At 71.7% G+C, this 17,281-nt stretch carries 14 protein-coding genes; 3 read left to right on the top strand and 11 right to left on the bottom strand.

All coding sequences use genetic code 11. The features are described 5' to 3' along the window. Window positions 1-69: 69 nt before the first annotated feature. Both E0L36_RS25025 and E0L36_RS25020 read right to left on the bottom strand, forming a co-directional pair. Entirely contained in the window at window positions 70-1,371 is a 1,302-nt protein-coding gene (locus E0L36_RS25025; RefSeq protein WP_180931512.1) for a DUF2092 domain-containing protein, read from the bottom strand. Window positions 1,372-1,896: 525 nt separating this feature from the next. Continuing rightward, window positions 1,897-2,910, bottom strand: a complete 1,014-nt coding sequence (locus E0L36_RS25020; RefSeq protein WP_180931511.1) for a polyprenyl synthetase family protein — start codon at window positions 2,908-2,910, stop codon at window positions 1,897-1,899. 753 nt (window positions 2,911-3,663) lie between these two features. Between E0L36_RS25020 and fahA the strand changes: the two genes are divergently transcribed. Further along, on the top strand, window positions 3,664-4,950 hold the full coding sequence (fahA, locus tag E0L36_RS25015) for a fumarylacetoacetase (RefSeq protein ID WP_180931713.1): 1,287 nt from the start codon (window positions 3,664-3,666) through the stop codon (window positions 4,948-4,950). A 76-nt stretch (window positions 4,951-5,026) separates the two neighbouring features. Then, the gene (locus E0L36_RS25010; RefSeq protein WP_180931510.1) at window positions 5,027-5,527 is read left to right on the top strand and encodes a hypothetical protein; all 501 of its coding nucleotides are present in this window, start codon (window positions 5,027-5,029) and stop codon (window positions 5,525-5,527) included. Window positions 5,528-5,596: 69 nt separating this feature from the next. Here the strand turns inward: E0L36_RS25010 and recQ are convergent, their stop codons facing one another. Both recQ and E0L36_RS25000 read right to left on the bottom strand, forming a co-directional pair. Then, complete coding sequence (gene recQ, locus E0L36_RS25005) at window positions 5,597-7,696, bottom strand: DNA helicase RecQ (RefSeq protein ID WP_180931509.1); 2,100 nt, start codon at window positions 7,694-7,696, stop codon at window positions 5,597-5,599. 44 nt (window positions 7,697-7,740) lie between these two features. Next, window positions 7,741-8,136 (bottom strand): cupin domain-containing protein, encoded by a 396-nt coding sequence (locus E0L36_RS25000; protein ID WP_180931508.1) that lies wholly within the window; start codon window positions 8,134-8,136, stop codon window positions 7,741-7,743. Between the two features lie 123 nt (window positions 8,137-8,259). Here E0L36_RS25000 and E0L36_RS24995 point away from each other — a divergent pair, with 123 nt between their 5' ends. Continuing rightward, on the top strand, window positions 8,260-8,790 hold the full coding sequence (locus tag E0L36_RS24995; protein WP_308416925.1) for a hypothetical protein: 531 nt from the start codon (window positions 8,260-8,262) through the stop codon (window positions 8,788-8,790). A 119-nt stretch (window positions 8,791-8,909) separates the two neighbouring features. Here E0L36_RS24995 and nuoN read toward each other — a convergent pair whose 3' ends face one another. The 7 genes from nuoN to nuoH are packed head-to-tail and all read right to left on the bottom strand — an operon-like array spanning window position 8,910 to window position 17,262. After that, on the bottom strand, window positions 8,910-10,544 hold the full coding sequence (nuoN, locus tag E0L36_RS24990; RefSeq protein ID WP_180931507.1) for an NADH-quinone oxidoreductase subunit NuoN: 1,635 nt from the start codon (window positions 10,542-10,544) through the stop codon (window positions 8,910-8,912). After that, entirely contained in the window at window positions 10,544-12,196 is a 1,653-nt protein-coding gene (locus tag E0L36_RS24985) for an NADH-quinone oxidoreductase subunit M (RefSeq protein WP_180931506.1), read from the bottom strand. The genes nuoN and E0L36_RS24985 overlap by 1 nt, the downstream gene beginning before the upstream one ends. A gap of 2 nt (window positions 12,197-12,198) precedes the next feature. Continuing rightward, window positions 12,199-14,094, bottom strand: coding sequence for an NADH-quinone oxidoreductase subunit L (gene nuoL / locus E0L36_RS24980; protein WP_180931505.1), 1,896 nt, complete (start codon window positions 14,092-14,094; stop codon window positions 12,199-12,201). Window positions 14,095-14,107: 13 nt separating this feature from the next. Next, the gene (gene nuoK, locus E0L36_RS24975) at window positions 14,108-14,407 is read right to left on the bottom strand and encodes an NADH-quinone oxidoreductase subunit NuoK (RefSeq protein WP_180931504.1); all 300 of its coding nucleotides are present in this window, start codon (window positions 14,405-14,407) and stop codon (window positions 14,108-14,110) included. After that, the gene (locus E0L36_RS24970) at window positions 14,404-15,339 is read right to left on the bottom strand and encodes an NADH-quinone oxidoreductase subunit J (protein ID WP_258016550.1); all 936 of its coding nucleotides are present in this window, start codon (window positions 15,337-15,339) and stop codon (window positions 14,404-14,406) included. The genes nuoK and E0L36_RS24970 overlap by 4 nt, the downstream gene beginning before the upstream one ends. After that, window positions 15,336-15,923 (bottom strand): NADH-quinone oxidoreductase subunit NuoI, encoded by a 588-nt coding sequence (gene nuoI / locus E0L36_RS24965; protein WP_258016549.1) that lies wholly within the window; start codon window positions 15,921-15,923, stop codon window positions 15,336-15,338. The genes E0L36_RS24970 and nuoI overlap by 4 nt, the downstream gene beginning before the upstream one ends. Beyond that, a complete protein-coding gene (nuoH, locus tag E0L36_RS24960) occupies window positions 15,916-17,262 on the bottom strand; it encodes an NADH-quinone oxidoreductase subunit NuoH (protein ID WP_180931710.1) in 1,347 nt (448 codons plus the stop codon). The genes nuoI and nuoH overlap by 8 nt, the downstream gene beginning before the upstream one ends. Window positions 17,263-17,281: the final 19 nt, after the last annotated feature.

The raw sequence follows: 17,281 nt of genomic DNA, 5'->3' as shown, positions 1-17,281 counted from the left end.
CCGGCGGGGCGCGGGGGCGCCGACCGGAACGCGGGGGCCGTGGGGTCACGAACCCCCGCGCGGTCGGCGCTACTTCGCCGCGTTGGCGGCCTTGACGAGGCCCTCCTTGGTCACGGCCCCGGCGTAGACCTGACCGTCGTCGGTGAGGAGCACGTTGACCAGCCGGGTGCTGAACACCCGTCCGTCACCGAAGTCGCCCCGCACCTTCTCGGTGACGCTGTTCACCAGCTTGTCGAGCCGCGGCCCGCCCTCGGCGTCGCCGTCCGCGCCGCCCCTGCCCGGCAGGCCGCCGCCCTTGAGGGGGTTCTCTCCCAGGTCGACCCGGACGACCGCGTCCCAGCCGTCGCCGAGCACCTCCGGCCCGCCCCCGGCCCCGCGCTCCGCGAGCCCGGGGAGGCCGGGGAGCGTCTCGCCCTCGCCGTGCTGGCCGGGCGCGTCCTTCGGCTTCTTCTCCTCGACGCTGGCGCCCTTCGGCGGGGTGAACTCGAAGGTGCGGGCCTCCGGCGTGCCGAAGTCCACCTTCGTGTAGGCGAGATCGACGATCGCCTTGCCACCGCTCTTCGGCGTGACCGTGAACTTCAGCGGCACGCCCTTCTCGGCGTCCACCGCGACGCGGATCTCCCCGACCGTCGAGTCGGAGGCGCCGCGCGGCGTGAGGACCAGCTGGTAGGCGTCCCGGTCGGCGATACGCGCGGTGCCGTCCACCGAGACGGCGGCCTTGCCGTCCAGCGCCTTCAGCGCGGCCTTCGCGCTCTCCTGCGGGGTCATGCGCTCCAGCGCGGCGCGGTCCGGAACCTTTCCGTCCGGGCCGTGCGGCGAGGCACCGGCGCCCTTCGGGGCCGTGGTGTGCCAGGCGGAGTTGGAGGCGCTGTCGTAGGCCCACAGCTCCCGCTTGTTCCGGATCACGCTGTACTCGGCGGTGTCCTCCACCACCGAGAGGCGCTGCCGCTCGGGCCCGTCGACGGCGAAGCGCAGGGTGTGCTCGCCGGAGGCCAGCCGCGCCAGCTGGTTCTGCGGGCTCGCGTCCCGCTCCTCGCCACGCTCGTCGCCGTCGCGCTCGCCGTCGCGTTCGGGGCCGCCGTGCGAGCCGCCGCCGAACATCCCGCCCCCGCCGCCACCGGAGCCGGGGAGCGCGGGGAGGCCGAGGTCGGTGTTGACCTTCAGCGTGCCGGACATCCGCTGGACGTCGGACTCGGCGATCTTGGCGACCAGCTTCTCGGCCGAGATCCTGGGAAGGTCCGGGTCGCCGGTGTTGGCGAGTGCGGGGAGGCCGACCCCCGCCGCCACGGTGACGGCCACCACCGCGACCGGTACCCCGTACCGCAACAGCTTCTTCCGGGGGTTACGTGTTCCCGGTTCGCGTTCTGCCATCTGCCTACCTCCGTTGTCGGCGGCGGCCCCCGCGTCCCGCGAGGCGTCCACCCCGTGCCGCCATTCTCACCCGAATCGGTGTGGGGTGCGGGGTCTATCGCACCAAATCGCCGCAGCCGGGGCGTCAACCGACGGGGCCAACTCCCCGTACTCCCAGGGGAGGACGCCGAGCCGCCCCGTCTCCGCCGCCAGAGCGGCCCACCCCTGAGACCCCGGAGGGGCCGGATCCGGGGAGGCGGACTCCCGGAAGGCGGACCGGTGGACAGCCCCGTGGGTCGCTCGGTGGTACGGAGTCCCGGAGGCGGCCCGGGCGGGCTCCCACGACGGCGGGACGGACCGGGGGCGGACGAGGGACGGACCGGTCGAGGTACGCCGGAAGCCGGTCGGGGTACGCCGGAAGGCGGAGCGGTCCACCGGCCGAGCGAGCGGAGCCGGACGGACCGAGCACGGCGAGGGCGAGCCGCACGAGCCGAGCACGGCGAGGGGAGGGCTGAGCCAGGCGGGCCGAGTCGGGTCGCCGGGCCGTCATCCGGCGCGGTGGACCACCGCGTCGCAGAGCGCGGACAGCGCGGCCTTGGCGGCGCTGTCGGGCAGCGGGGACAGCGCGGCGCGCGCTTCCTCCGCGTATCGGACGGTGTCCCGGCGGGCCTGCTCCAGCGCCGGGTGGGCGCGGAGCAGCGCGAGGGCGCGGGCGTGCCCCTCCTCGTCGGTGGCGAGGTCGGAGTCGAGCAGCGCGCACAGCTCGCGGTCGGCCGCGGTCCCCCGGGACGAGGCGGCGTGGGCGCGCAGGCGCAGTACGGGGAGGGTGGCGACGCCCTCGCGCAGGTCGGTGCCGGGCGTCTTGCCGGACTCGTGGGAGTCGCTGGCGATGTCCAGCACGTCGTCCGCGAGCTGGAAGGCGGTGCCGATGCGCTCGCCGTACTGGGTCAGGGTGGAGACCACGCCCTCGTCGGCGCCGCACATCATCGCGCCGAACCGGCAGGAGACGGCGACCAGCGAGCCGGTCTTGCCCGCGATGACCTCCAGGTAGTGCTCGACCGGGTCCCCGGCGCCCGGGCCCGCGGTCTCCAGGATCTGCCCGGTCACCAGGCGTTCGAACGCCTCGGCCTGGACGCGGACCGCCTCCGGGCCGAGGTCGGCGAGGACCTGGGAGGCGCGGGCGAACAGGAAGTCGCCGGTGAGCACGGCGACGGAGTTGTCCCAGTTGGCGTTGGCGCTGGCCACGCCGCGCCGGACGGCGGCCTGGTCCATCACGTCGTCGTGGTAGAGCGTGGCGAGGTGGGTCAGCTCCACCACCACGGCGGACGGCACCACCCCGGGGGCGTGCGGGTCACCGAACTGGGCGCTCAGCATCACGAGCAGCGGCCGGAAGCGCTTCCCTCCGGCGTGCATCAGGTGCTGGGCGGCCTCGGTGATGAACGGCACCGTGCTCTTGGTGGCCTCGACGAGGCCCTCCTCCACAGCCGTCAGTGCTGCTTGGACATCAGCCTCAAGGGCCTGATCCCGCACCCTCAGCCCGAACGGCCCGACGACGGTCACGAGGGGTACTCCTCTGTCTGCGTAACGTGTCTGAACGATCTGGTTCGATCGCGCGGCGCTCAATGTCTCAATGCCACCATTACCTGGCAGCGTATCCGGTAACGGACCGATCACGGTTGGCCCCCACCTCACACTCCACTCCGCCCTCACACCCACGACTCGGACTCCTCGGGCGATATGGGAAGTTGTGGGAAGTTGGAGATGTTTCGCCTGACCGATCCACCAGCTCGCCGGGGAGCACCCGGCACCCTGGGTCCGCGCTCACCGGATATGCCCGACACCTCCCGAAGAGTCCCCGTGGGGGCGCGGCGGCGCCCCGGGCCGAACCCCCGTGGTCCCCCGGAGCGACCCGGTACGGGCCCACCGAGTGGCGCGCCCCCGCCCCTCCCCTGCCCGGTGCGCCCGCCCCGGAACCCCGGCCCCCCACCGGCCTCGCCCACCCCGGCGGCCCCGCCCCGGGGCTCTCGTACGGCGACCCGCCCCGTCTCCCACGGTCTCCGCGCCGGGTCCGCGCCGGATCTCCGTACGGGGTCCGCCTCCCCCGTGGCGGCGCCCGGCCTCGTAGGCTGCCCGCACACCGGCCCCGTAGGCGGCCCTGACCGGCGACGATCTCGAAGGTGAGGCACCGTGACGCCACCCGCCACCCGCCCCGCGTCCAGCGCCCCCACGGCGCGTACCCCCTCCTCCACCCCACGGCCCGGCGCGTCCCCTGGCGGCGCCCCGCTCGCTTCCCAACCCGCCGACGACGACGCCATGTCGGCCAGCGAGGGCGCGGCGTTCGACGCCCGGGCCGCGCTGGAGCCGCCCGTGGACCATCCGTTCGGCCCGGACAACCTGCCCTACGGACTCTTCACCGTGCTCGGCCAACAGCCCGGCGTTCCGGGGGAGTCGGACGGACGGCGACGCGTCGGCGTCCGCTTCGGCGAGGCGGTGCTGGACGCGGGTGCCGCCGCCGAGGCGTTGGGCTCCCCGCACGCCCAGCTGTTGGGCGCCGACCGGCTCAACCCGCTGCTGGCGGCGGGGCGTTCGACGTGGCGGGCGGTCCGCGCCGAGCTGCGCTCCTGGCTCACCGAACCACGTCACCGCGAGACCGTCGCGCGGTTCCTGCGCCCGCTCTCCGCGGTCCGTCTCCATCTACCCTTCGACGTCGCCGACTTCGTCGACTTCTACGCGAGTGAGCACCACGCCACGAACGTCGGGCGGATCTTCCGGCCGGACGGCGCCGCGCTGACCCCCAACTGGAAGCACCTGCCCATCGGTTACCACGGACGGGCGGGCGGCGTGGTGGTATCCGGAACCCCGGTGACCCGGCCGAACGGGCAGCGGCTGCTGCCCTCCGAGGGCGCCCTCCCCCAGTTCGGCCCGTCCACTCGGCTGGACTTCGAGGCCGAGGTGGGCTTCGTGGTGGGCACCCCGTCCGTGCCCGGCGAATCGGTGCCGCTGGACGCCTTCCGCGAGCACGTCTTCGGCGTGACGCTGGTCAACGACTGGTCGGCGCGGGACATCCAGTCCTGGGAGTACGTGCCGCTCGGCCCGTTCCTCAGCAAGTCCTTCGCCACCTCGGTCTCCCCCTGGATCACGCCGCTCGACGCGCTGGACGCCGCGCGCACCGCGCCGCCCCTCCGCGACGTGCCGCCGCTGCCCTACCTGGACGACGCCACCGCGCCCGAGCCGGGCGGTATCGACGTACGCCTCACCGTGCGGCTCAACGGACACCCCGTCGCGGAGCCGCCGTTCTCCGCGATGTACTGGACGGCCGCGCAGCAGCTCGCCCATCTCACCGTCAACGGGGCGGCGTTGAGGACCGGCGACCTCTACGCCTCGGGCACCGTCAGCGGCCCCGAGCCGGGGCAGCGCGGCTGCCTGCTGGAGCTGACCTGGAACGGCCAGCAGCCCCTCCAACTCCCCGACGGCGAGCGGCGGTTCCTGGAGGACGGGGACGAGGTGACGCTCACCGCCTGGGCACCGGGCCCCGAGGGCACCCGGGTTGGCCTCGGAGAGGTGACTGGTCGTGTCCGGGGCGCCACGCCACAGTGCTAACTTGTCGTGCGCCTGTAAGACCGACTCTCTTGGGGGAAGACCTGTGCGCACCTCAGCGCGACTGACGGGGGCAGCGGTGGCGATCGCCGCTGCGCTGCTGGTGAGCGGCTGCGGCGGGAGCAGCAGCGACGACGGCGGCGACAAGGACGACAAGGGCGGCAGCGCCCAGTCCGGAGGCGGTGACAGCGGCGGCGGGGGCGGCGCGGACGGCCCGCTCGACCCGGCGGACCTCGCCGGCGGCTGGCTGTCCGACGGCAGCCCGAAGCTGGTCCTGGGGATCACCAAGAGGATCGGCACGGTGACCGACAACAACGACGTCGCCTGCACCGGCCCCCTCAAGCCCGAGGGCCAGGCCATCACCTTCGCCTTCACCTGCAAGTCCGGCAGCGACTACAGCAAGGGCACGATCAAGAGCGTCGAGGACAAGATGATGACCGTGGAGTGGGCCAACGGCCAGACCACCACGTTCACCCAGCACAGCGACGCGTCCGGCGCCCCGGAAGCCCCCACGGACCTGCCGACCGACCTGCCCACCGACGCCGGGGACCTGCCGACGGACCCCGCCGACCTCGGCTGACCGGGAGCCGGTCAACTCCCCTCCACGGCACGCCCGTCGACACTCGTCCGGCGGGCGTGCCGCGCGGGGTCAGCCGCCGTCCAGCTCCGGGTCCGGCGGATACGGCGGCTCCCCCAGCGCGTCCGGCTCGGGTTCGGGCGCGGCCCCCGGCGGGAAGCCGGACCACGGGTCCGCCCCGCCGTCCGCCGCTCCTCCGCCACCGGCCGGACCGGCGCTCCGCACCTCCACGCCCGCCGCCCCGGGCACCCGGGCGGGCTCCGCCCCGGCCCCCGGCCCGTCCCCCGAACCGGCGGCCGTGCCGGGCAGTTCGGCCAGCAACTCCAGCACGCCCTCGCCGTAGGTCGCCAGCTTCTTCTCCCCCACCCCGCCCACCGTGCCCAGCTCCGCGAGCGAGGACGGGCGCAGCATCGCGATCTCGCGCAGCGCCGCGTCGTGGAAGACGACGTACGCCGGGACGCCGCCCTCCCGCGCCCGCTCCGTACGCCAGGCCCGCAGCGCCTCGAAGACCGGCTCCGCCTCCGGCGGGAGTTCGACGGCCGCGCCGCCCGAGCGCTTCGCCCGGCGCGTGCTCCCACCACCGCCACCGCCGCCCGCCGTGCTCCGTCCGGCGGGGTCGGTGCGCAGCCGGACCTCGGTCTCACCGCGCAGCGCCGCCGGGCTGGCGTCGGTGAGCACCAGGGTGCCGTGCTCGCCCTCCACCTCCAGCAGTCCCCGGGCGATCAACTGCCGCAGCACGGAACGCCATTCGGCCTCCGACAGCTCGGCGCCGACGCCGAACACGGAGAGCGCGTCGTGGTCGAACTGGATGACCTTCGCGGACTTCCGGCCCAGCAGGATGTCCACGATCTGCCCGGCACCGAACTTCTGGCCGCGCTCCCGCTTCAGCCGCACCACGGTGGACAGCGCCTTCTGCGTCGCCACCGTGCCGTCCCAGGTGGCGGGCGGGCTGACGCAGGTGTCGCAGTTGCCGCAGCTCTCCCGCTCGGGCGCCTGGCCGAAGTACTGGAGCAGACGGCCCCGGCGGCAGTCGACCGTCTCGCAGAGCGCCAGCATCGCGTCGAGCTGCCCCCCGGCCCGGCGCTGGAACGCGGCGTCGCCGCCGCCCTGTTCGACGCGCTTGCGGTGCTGCACCACGTCCTGGAGGCCGTAGGCCAGCCAGGCGGTGGACGGCAGGCCGTCCCGGCCCGCGCGGCCGGTCTCCTGGTAGTACCCCTCGACGGACTTGGGGAGGTCGAGGTGGGCGACGAAGCGGACGTCGGGCTTGTCGATGCCCATGCCGAAGGCGATGGTCGCCACCACCACCAGCCCGTCCTCCCGCAGGAAGCGGGACTGGTGGGCGGTGCGGGTCGCCGCGTCCAGCCCCGCGTGGTACGGGACGGCCTCGACGCCCTGCCGGCAGAGGAACTCGGCGGTCGCCTCCACCGCCTTCCGGGACAGGCAGTAGACGATCCCGGCGTCCCCCGGGTGCTCCTCACGCAGGAACCGGAGAAGCTGCTTCTTGGGATCCATCCGGGGGACGATCCGGTACTGGATGTTCGGCCGGTCGAAGCTGGCGACGTAGTGCCGGGCCCCGGGCAGACCGAGCCGTTCGGTGATCTCCTGGTGGGTGGCGCGGGTGGCGGTCGCGGTCAGCGCGACGCGCGGCACCTCGGGCCAGCGCTCCCCGAGCAGCGAGAGGGCGAGGTAGTCGGGGCGGAAGTCGTGGCCCCACTGGGCGACGCAGTGCGCCTCGTCCACCGCGAAGAGCGCCACCTTGGCGCGGTCCAGCAGGGAGAGGGTGGCGTCCAGCCGCAGCCGCTCGGGCGCGAGGTAGAGGAGGTCCAGCTCCCCGGCGAGGAACTCGGCCTCCACGGTGCGGCGTTCGTCGAAGTCCTGGGTGGAGTTGAGGAACCCCGCCCGCACGCCCTGGGCGCGCAACGCGTCCACCTGGTCGCGCATCAGCGCGATGAGCGGGGAGATGACGACACCGGTGCCCGGTCTGACCAGCGCGGGGATCTGGTAGCAGAGCGACTTTCCGCCGCCCGTCGGCATCAGCACCACGGCGTCGCCGCCGCCCACCACATGCTCGATGATCTCTTCCTGCTGCCCGCGAAAGGCGTCGTACCCGAAGACGCGGCGCAGCACCTCCCGGGCCTCGGTCCCGGTCGTGTTCCCCAGACTCCCCTGCATCCCGCCACCCTATGGGGCGCGGCCGACACCCGCGCCCCTCCGGGTCAGCTGGGGCGGGACGGGTCCCGTGGGGAGAGCAGGTGGACCGACTCCTGTTCGCTCGGGTCGGTCCGGGCCACCACGGCGACCACCGGCTCCTCCCCGGTCATCGGCATGTGCGGCATGTCGGCGGGGATGTAGACCATGTCCCCCGGGTGCAGCACGTCGGTGTGCTCCAGGTCCATACCGTGCCGGATCTGGTGCGTCCCGCTGACGACGTAGATCGCCGACTCGTGGCCGGTGTGCTTATGTGGCTCACCGCGTGAGTGCGCGGGTATACGCAGCACGTGCATACACAGCCCCTTCGATCCGACCGACTCGGCGGACACCCCCTCGGCGAAGATGCCGCCCTGCTTACCTTGGTAGCCGCCTTCTTCCTGGCGGAGGATCACACAACCCATGCCACGGTTTCCTATCGCCCTTGCTCGTTCTTGTCACCGGTGCCTCCCCCGGCTCGGAGTGCACGCTGCTACGTTGACATGCCCTAAGCACCCATTTTCTCAGTCAGCGAAGGGGACAACGACGTGCGCAGGTCAGCGCGGATGACGGGGGCGGTGACGGTACTCACCGCCGCGCTGCTGCTCGCCGGTTGCGGCAGCGGCGGGGACGACGACAAGGGCTCCGACAAGCCCGGCGACGCCCAGTCCAAGGCACCGGACGACAGCCAGGAGAACGGCTCCGACCAGGGAGAACAAGGCGGCGACGGGCAGGAAGGGGACAAAGGGGACTCCGGCCCCGGCACACTGCCCGGAGTGTGGAGCGCCAAGGCCGACGGCACGGAACTGGTGATGACCGTCGCCGGGGACGCGGTGTCCCTGCTACGGGACAAGAAAGTGTGTTCGGGGCGGGTGATGGAGGGCGACACCCAGACGCTCACCCTGAAGTGCCCCGGCGGCGGCGGTGAGGACCGCGCCAGCGGCACCGTCGACAAGGTCACCGGCAGCTCCCTCAAGGTCACCTGGAACGGCGGCGCGAGCGACACCTTCCGCCGCGTCTCCAACGCGCCCGACACCCTGCCCAAGGACCCGAAGGAGCTGGAGAAGCTCCTCCCGTAGCGCCACCCGGGCCCCGCGTCGAAGACGCGGGCACACCCCGGCAGGCCCGCACGGGACGAGGCCGGGGCGGCACGGGCCGCCCCGGCCTCGCCGGTCACGTCAACGCGCGGGTCGCCACCTCAGCGCACGAACACCCCGGCCTGCGAGGCGAGATCGAGGAAGTACTGCGGCGCGACGCCCAGCACCAGGGTGACCAGCACACCCGCCCCGATCGCGGTGGTCGTCAGCGCGCTCGGCACGGCCACGCTCGGACCGTCCGCCCGCGGCTCGCTGAAGAACATCAGCACGATGACCCGGATGTAGAAGAACGCCGCTATGGCCGAGGCGATCACGCCGACGACCACCAGCGCCCCGGCGCCACCCTCGGCCGCCGCCTTGAACACCGCGAACTTCCCGGCGAAGCCGGAGGTGAGCGGGATGCCCGCGAAGGCCAGCAGGAACAGCGCGAACACCGCCGCCAGCAGCGGCGAACGCCGCCCCAGCCCGGCCCACTTGGACAGGTGCGTCGCCTCGCCGCCCGCGTCCCGCACCAGCGTCACCACCGCGAACGCGCCCAGCGTCACGAAGGAGTACGCGCCCAGGTAGAAGAGCACCGAGGAGATACCGCTGTCCGACACCGCGATCGAACCGGCCAGCAGGAACCCGGCGTGCGCGATCGAGGAGTAGGCCAGCAGCCGCTTGATGTCCGTCTGCGTGACGGCCAGCACCGCACCGGCCAGCATGGTGACGATCGCGACGCCCCACATCACCGGACGCCAGTCCCAGCGCAGCCCCGGCAGCACGACGTACAGCAGCCGCAGCAGCGCGCCGAACGCGGCGACCTTGGTCGCGGCGGCCATGAAACCGGTCACCGGAGTGGGGGCGCCCTGGTATACGTCCGGGGTCCACATGTGGAACGGCACCGCGCCGACCTTGAACAGCAACCCCATCAGCACCAGCGCCGCACCGATCAGCAGCAGCGCGTCGTTTCCGGTGGTCTCCGCCAGCACCGGGTCGGTGCTCGGGTCGGTACCGGAGATCACCCGGGCGATGCCCGAGTAGTTGACGGTGCCCGCGTAGCCGTAGAGCAAGGCCGTGCCGAACAGCATGAAGGCCGAGGAGAACGCGCCCAGCAGGAAGTACTTGACCGCGGCCTCCTGCGACAGCAGCCGCCTGCGGCGGGCCAGCGCACAGAGCAGGTACAGCGGGAGGGAGAAGACCTCCAGCGCGATGAACAGCATCAGCAGGTCGTTCGCCTGCGGGAAGAGCAGCATGCCGCCGACCGCGAAGAGCAGCAGCGGGAAGACCTCGGTGGTCGTCCACCCGGCCTTCGTCGCCTGCTGCTCGCCGTCCCCACCCGGCACCGCGGCGGGCTGCGCGGCGAAGGAGTCCACCGGGGTGCCGTGCGCCACCGGTTCCAGCCGCCGTTCCGCGAAGGTGAACACCGCCACCAGCGAGACCAGCAGCAGCGTGCCCTGGAGGAACAGCGCGGGGCCGTCCACCGCCAGCGAACCGACACCGGCGATCTGCGACTCGCTGGTGCCCGCCCCGCTCACCGCGAGGCCGATCACCGCGGCGAACGCCCCGGCGAGCGCCACCAGCGACAGCAGCAGCTGCGTGGTGTGCCGGGCCTTGCGTGGCGCGAACGCCTCGATCAGGACGCTCAGTCCGGCGGCGCCGAGGACGATCAGCGTCGGCGAGAGCTTGCCGTACTCGATGCTCGGGACCTGGAGTTCAGTGGCCCCGAGCGTCCACAGGCTGGGATCAGCCCTCATCACTCGTCACCTCCGGCGTGTGCGTCAGCCGGTTTCTCGTCGGAGCCGGTCCGTTCCGCGACGGGATGGTCCGGCTGGGGGTCGGTCTGCCGCACGTCGGAGAGCGTGTGCTCGACGGCCGGGTCAACCACCTCGGTCAGCGGCTTCGGGAAGACCCCGAGGACGATCAGCAGGGCGATCAGCGGGGCGACCACCGCCAGCTCCCGCACCTTCAGGTCCGGCATCCCCTCGACCTCGGGGTTCTTCACCGGGCCGGTCATCGTGCGCTGGTAGAGCAGCAGGACGTAGAGCGCGGCGAGGATGATCCCGGCGGTCGCCACGATCCCGGCGGCCGGGTAGCGGCTGAACGTGCCGACCAGCACCAGGATCTCGCTGACGAACGGCGCGAGACCGGGCAGCGACAGCGTGGCCAACCCGCCCACCAGGAACGTCCCGGCCAGCACCGGCGCCACCTTCTGCACCCCGCCGTAGTCCTCGATGAGCCGCGAGCCGCGCCGCGAGATCAGGAACCCGGCGACGAGCATCAGCGCCGCGGTGGACAGGCCGTGGAAGACCATGTAGAGCGTGGCACCGCCGTGGCCCTGGCTGGTCATCGCGAAGACGCCCAGCACGATGAAGCCGAAGTGCGAGATGGAGGCGTAGGCCACCAGCCGCTTGATGTCCTTCTGGCCGACCGCGAGGAGCGCCCCGTACAGGATGCTGATCAGCGCCAGGACGATCACCACCGGCGTCGCCCACTCGCTGGCGCCGGGGAACAGCCCCAGGCAGAAGCGGAGCATCGCGAAGGTGCCGACCTTGTCGACCACGGCGGTGATGAGCACCGCGACCGGAGCCGTCGACTCCCCCATGGCGTTCGGCAGCCAGGTGTGCAGCGGCCAGAGCGGCGCCTTGATCGCGAAGGCGACGAAGAAGCCGAGGAACAGCAGCCGTTCGGTGTTGGTCGCCATGCTCAGCTCGCCCTCGGCGCGCGCCTCGCTGAGCGCCTGGAGGGAGAAGGTGCCCTCACCGAGCTGGTCCGCGGAGACCGCGTACAGCCCGACGATGGCGGCCAGCATGATCAGGCCGCCGGCGAGGTTGTAGAGCAGGAACTTCACCGCGGCGTAGGTGCGCTGCTTGGCGCCCTCCTCCTCACCCGCCGCGTGCGCGCGGTCCCCGAAGCCCCCGATGAGGAAGTACATCGGGATGAGCATGGCCTCGAAGAAGATGTAGAAGAGGAAGACGTCGGTGGCGGCGAAGGAGATGATCACCATCGCCTCGACCGCCAGGATCAGCGCGAAGAAGCCCTGGGTCGGCCGCCAGCGGCGGCTCCGGTCCCGGGCGTCCTCCGCCTCGTCGGCGTCGTGCCAGCCCGCTCCGATGATGAACGGGATCAGCAGCGCGGTCAGCGCGATCATGGCGGCACCGATGCCGTCGACGCCCAGCTCGTACCGGACGCCGAACTCCGCGATCCACGCTTTGGACTCGGTGAGCTGGTAGCGGTCACCACCCGGGTCGAAGCGGATCAGTACGGCGGCGGCGAGCGCCAGGGTGGCGATCGAGACGAACAGCGCGAGCCACTTCGCCGCGGTGCGCCGCGCGGCGGGTACGGCAGCCGTGGCGACCGCGCCGAGCGCGGGTACCGCTGCCGTAGCCGTCAACAGGGGAAATGACATTCTCAGACCGCCCTCATGAGCAGGGTCGCGGCGATCAGCAGGGCCGCACCGCCGAACATCGAGACCGCGTAACTGCGGGCGAAACCGTTGTGGAGCCGCCGCATCCGGCCGGACAGCCCGCCGATCGAGGCCGCGGTCCCGTTGACCGCGCCGTCGACCAGCTTGTTGTCCACGTACACCAGACTCCGCGTCAGGTGCTCGCCGCCTCGGACCAGCACCACGTGGTTGAAGTCGTCCTGGAGCAGGTCGCGCCGCGCGGCCCGGGTGAGCAGGCTCCCCCGGGGCGCCGTCACCGGCACCGGCTTCCTGCCGTACTGGAGCCACGCGGCCCCGACACCGATGAGCAGCGCGACGACCGTCGCCGCCGTCACCGTCGCGGCGGAGATCGGCGGGTGGCCGTGCTCGAACTGGGTAACCGGCTCCAGCCAGTGCACGAACGACTCGTTGAACTTGAACAGCCCACCCGCGAACACCGAGCCGAAGGCGAGGACCACCATCGGGATCGTCATCGAGCGCGGCGACTCGTGCGGGTGCGGTTCGTTGCCGTCGGCGTCCGGCTGCCAGCGCTTCTCACCGAAGAAGGTGAGGAGCATGACGCGGGTCATGTAGTAGGCGGTGATCGCCGCGCCCAGCAGGGTGACCGCGCCCAGGATCCAGCCCTGGGTGCCGCCCTTGGCGAACGCCGCCTCGATGATCTGGTCCTTGGAGAAGAAGCCGGAGAGGCCGGGGAAACCGATGATCGCCAGATAGCCCAGCCCGAAGGTGACGAAGGTGACCGGCATGTACTTCCGCAGGCCGCCGTACTTGCGCATGTCGACCTCGTCGTTCATGCCGTGCATCACGGAGCCCGCGCCGAGGAACAGCCCGGCCTTGAAGAAGCCGTGCGTGACCAGGTGCATGATCGCGAAGGCGTAGCCGATCGGGCCGAGCCCGGCGGCCAGGATCATGTAGCCGATCTGCGACATCGTCGACCCGGCGAGGGCCTTCTTGATGTCGTCCTTCGCGCACCCGACGATCGCACCGAAGAGCAGCGTCACCGCGCCGACGACGACCACCACGGTCTGCGCGTCCGGCGCCGCGTTGAAGATCGCGCCGGAGCGGGTGATGAGGTAGACGCCCGCCGTCACCATCGTCGCGGCGTGGATCAGCGCGGAGACCGGTGTCGGGCCCTCCATCGCGTCCCCCAGCCAGGACTGGAGCGGCACCTGCGCGGACTTGCCGCACGCGGCGAGCAGCAGCATCAGCCCGATCGCGGTCAGCTTGCCCTCGCTGGCCTCGGTGGCGCTGGCGAGCACCGGCTCGAAGGCGAAGGTCCCGAACGTGGTGAACAGCAGGAAGATGGCGATGGCCAGTCCCGCGTCACCCACCCGGTTGACGATGAACGCCTTCTTCGCCGCGGCGGCCGCGCTCGGCTTGTGCTGCCAGAACCCGATGAGCAGGTACGAGGCGAGGCCCACGCCCTCCCAGCCGACGTACAGCAGCAGCAGGTTGTCCGCGAGGACGAGCAGCAGCATCGCCGCGAGGAAGAGGTTCAGATAGCCGAAGAAGCGGCGGCGACGCGCGTCGTGCTCCATGTAGCCGATCGAGTAGATGTGGATCAGCGTGCCCACACCGGTGATCAGCAACACGAAGGTCATCGACAGCTGGTCGAGCTGGAAGGCCACGTCCGCCTGGAAGTCCGCCACCGGCACCCAGCTGTACAGGTGCTGGTGCAGGGCGCGTTCCTCGCCGTCCCTGCCGAGCATGTCGGCGAACAGCGCCGCCGCGAGGACGAAGGACGCCCCGGCGAGCAGGGTGCCCAGCCAGTGTCCCGTCCGGTCGAGGCGCCGCCCGCCGCACAGCAGCACGGCGGCGCCGAGCAGGGGCGCGCCGACGAGCAGTCCGATCAATGACTCCACTGGTTCGTTCCCCTTACAGCTTCATCAGGCTGGCGTCGTCGACGGAGGCCGAGTGCCGGGAGCGGTACAGCATCACGATGATCGCCAGCCCGACCACGACCTCCGCCGCGGCGACGACCATGACGAAGAACGCCATGATCTGCCCGTCGAGGTTGCCGTGGATCCGCGAGAAGGCGACCAGCGCCAGGTTCGCGGCGTTGAGCATCAGCTCGACACACATGAACACCACGATGGCGTTCCGGCGGATGACCACCCCGGCGGCACCGATGGTGAACAGCAGCGCCGCCAGGTAGACGTAGTTGACGGGACTCACTTGCTGGCCTCCTCGCGCGCCGCGTTCCCGGAGTCCTCACCGGACGCGGCGACTTCCGTGCTGTCCGCCGCGCCCGCCGTGGGGCTGGTCGGCCGGCCGCGGCTCTCCGACGGAGGGCGGCCGTAGTAGTCGGCGCTGCGCTGTTCCAGCGCGGCCAGCTCGGCCAGCGCCTCCGGGTTGACCTCGCGGATCTGGCCGCGCTCCCGCAGGACCGGGTTGACGCTGATGTCGGCGGGGGTACCGTCCGGCAGCAGCGCCGGACGGTCCACCGCGTTGTGCCGCGCGTACACGCCGGGGGCGGGCAACGGCGGCAGCTGGGTGCCCTTCCGCACCCGGGCGGCGGCCTGTTCGCGCTGGGTGAGGGTCTTCTCGATCCGCTCACGGTGGGTCAGCAGCGTCGCGCCGACGGCGGAGACCGTCAGCAGCGCGCCCACCACCTCGAAGGCGACCACGTACTTGGTGAACAGCAGCTCGGCGATGGCCGGGACGTTGCCCGGCGCGTTCGCCGCGTCGAGGCCGTTGAAGCTGCCGACCGACGCCTGGCCGATGCCCGCGACCAGCAGGACGCCCATCCCGAGTCCGGCGCCCAGCGCCAGCCAGCGCTGGCCCTTGATCGTCTCCTTGAGGGAGTCGGCGCTGCTCACGCCGACCAGCATCAGCACGAACAGGAAGAGCATCATCACGGCGCCGGTGTAGACGACGATCTGCACCACACCGAGGAAGTAGGCGCCGTTGGCGAGGTAGAACAGCGCCAGGATCACCATCGTCCCGGCGAGGCAGAGCGCCGAGTGCACGGCCCTGCGCAGCAGCACCGTGCCGAGCGCGCCGATCACCGCGACGGTCGCCAGCACCCAGAACTGCGCGGCCTCCCCCGAGGAGGTCGCGGTCTCCGCGGCGAGCGCGGTGAGCCCCATGGTGGACGAGGCACTCATGCGCCACCCTCCCCTGGCTCCGCCGAGCCGTGCCCCGCCGGGGTCGCGTCCCCGGTGGGCCGCTGCCGCTCGGTGCCCGGTGCGGCCTCCGTCACCAGCCCGCTGTAGTAGTCCTTCTCCGTCATGCCCGGGTAGATGGCGTGCGGGGAGTCGACCATGCCCTCCTGGAGCCCGGCGAGCAGCTGCTCCTTGGTGTAGATCAGCGACTCCCGGGAGGAGTCGGCGAGTTCGTACTCGTTGGTCATGGTCAGCGCCCGGGTGGGGCACGCCTCGACGCACAGCCCGCACAGGATGCAGCGCAGGTAGTTGATCTGGTAAACGCGGCCGTAGCGCTCCCCCGGGGAGTAGCGCTCCTCCTCGGTGTTGTCCGCGCCCTCGACGTAGATCGCGTCGGCCGGGCAGGCCCAGGCGCACAGTTCGCAGCCCACGCACTTCTCCAGCCCGTCCGGATGACGGTTGAGCTGGTGGCGGCCGTGGAATCGGGGGGCCGTCGGCTTCTTGTACTCGGGGTACTGCTCGGTCAGCCGCTTCTTGAACATGTCCTTGAAGGTCACGCCGAAGCCGGCCACGGGGTTCTCAGGCATGCTCGCCACCCCTTTCCTCACTGGTTCCTTCAGAGCTGGGTTCGCTGGACCCGCCCGCTCCCACGAGCTGTCCCTCAGCGCGGGAGCGCCGCCGCGGCACGGGCGGCAGGGTCTGTCCGGGCAGCGGCGGCACCGGATAGCCGCCAGCCATCGGGTCGAACGGGGTGGCCTCCTCCTTCGCCTGTTCCTCGGCCGCCTCGCGTTCCTCGGTGCGGCTCTTGAAGAGGTCGACGACCAGGAAAACCAGGACCAGCGCGAGCGCCGCGCCACCGACCCAGTAGACGAGTTCGGCCGAGGTGTAGCCGTTCGCCCGCAGGCCGCGGACGGTGGCGACGAGCACCAGCCAGCCGAGCGCGACGGGGATGAGGACCTTCCAGCCGAGCTTCATGAACTGGTCGTAGCGGGTACGCGGCAGCGAGGCCCGGATCCAGATGAAGAAGAAGATCATCAACCAGAGCTTCGCCATGAACCAGAGCATCGGCCACCAGCCCTGGTTGGCGCCCTCCCAGAAGGTGGAGATCGGCGCGGGTGCGCGCCAGCCGCCCAGGAAGAGCGTCACGGCCACGGCGGAGACCGTCACGATGTGGATGTACTCGGTGAGCATGAAGAGCGCGAACTTGATGGAGGAGTACTCCGTCTGGAAGCCCGCGACCAGGTCGCCCTCCGACTCCGGCATGTCGAACGGAGCCCGGTGCGCCTCGCCCACCATCGAGATCATGTAGATGATGAAGGAGATCGGCAGCAGCCAGGCGAACCACCGGTCGTCCTGCGCCGCGACGATCGTGGAGCTGGACATCGAGCCGGAGTACAGGAAGACGGCGGCGAAGCTGAGCCCCATCGCGATCTCGTAGCTGATGATCTGCGCCGTGGCGCGGACACCGCCGAGCAGCGGGTAGGTCGAACCGGACGACCAGCCCGCCAGCACCACGCCGTACGCGGCGATGGAGGAGGTGGCCAGGATGTAGAGCATCGCCACCGGCAGGTCGGTCAGTTGGAGGGCGGTGCGGGTGCCGAAGATGGAGACCGGATCGTCCGCCGGGCCGAAGGGGATCACCGCGATCGCCATGAAGGCGGGGATCGCGCCGATGATCGGGGCCAGGATGTAGACGACCTTGTCGGACCCCTTGACGACCAGATCCTCCTTCAGCATCAGCTTCACGCCGTCGGCCAGCGACTGGAGCATGCCCCAGGGGCCGTGCCGGTTGGGACCGACGCGCAGCTGCATCCAGCCGACGATCTTCCGCTCCATGACGATTGCCACCAGCACGGTGACCACCAGGAACGCGAAACAGAAGACGGCCTTGAGGGCGATCAGCCAGAAGGGATCCGTCCCGAACATCGACAGATCCTCGTCGGCG

It is taken from the genome of Streptomyces sp. AJS327 (assembly GCF_013450295.1).
Taxonomy (GTDB): domain Bacteria; phylum Actinomycetota; class Actinomycetes; order Streptomycetales; family Streptomycetaceae; genus Streptomyces.
This window is presented reverse-complemented; position numbering and strand designations above follow the sequence as displayed.

What these genes read in the sequence shown, in the direction of transcription:
- E0L36_RS24985 (WP_180931506.1), bottom strand. Translation starts at nt 12,196, where the DNA reads ATGTCATTTCCCCTGTTGACGGCTACGGCAGCGGTACCCGCGCTCGGC.
- fahA (WP_180931713.1), top strand. Translation starts at nt 3,664, where the DNA reads ATGTCGGCCAGCGAGGGCGCGGCGTTCGACGCCCGGGCCGCGCTGGAG.
- nuoH (WP_180931710.1), bottom strand. Translation starts at nt 17,262, where the DNA reads ATGTTCGGGACGGATCCCTTCTGGCTGATCGCCCTCAAGGCCGTCTTC.
- nuoI (WP_258016549.1), bottom strand. Translation starts at nt 15,923, where the DNA reads ATGCCTGAGAACCCCGTGGCCGGCTTCGGCGTGACCTTCAAGGACATG.
- E0L36_RS24970 (WP_258016550.1), bottom strand. Translation starts at nt 15,339, where the DNA reads ATGAGTGCCTCGTCCACCATGGGGCTCACCGCGCTCGCCGCGGAGACC.
- recQ (WP_180931509.1), bottom strand. Translation starts at nt 7,696, where the DNA reads ATGCAGGGGAGTCTGGGGAACACGACCGGGACCGAGGCCCGGGAGGTG.
- E0L36_RS25000 (WP_180931508.1), bottom strand. Translation starts at nt 8,136, where the DNA reads ATGGGTTGTGTGATCCTCCGCCAGGAAGAAGGCGGCTACCAAGGTAAG.
- nuoN (WP_180931507.1), bottom strand. Translation starts at nt 10,544, where the DNA reads ATGAGGGCTGATCCCAGCCTGTGGACGCTCGGGGCCACTGAACTCCAG.
- E0L36_RS25025 (WP_180931512.1), bottom strand. Translation starts at nt 1,371, where the DNA reads ATGGCAGAACGCGAACCGGGAACACGTAACCCCCGGAAGAAGCTGTTG.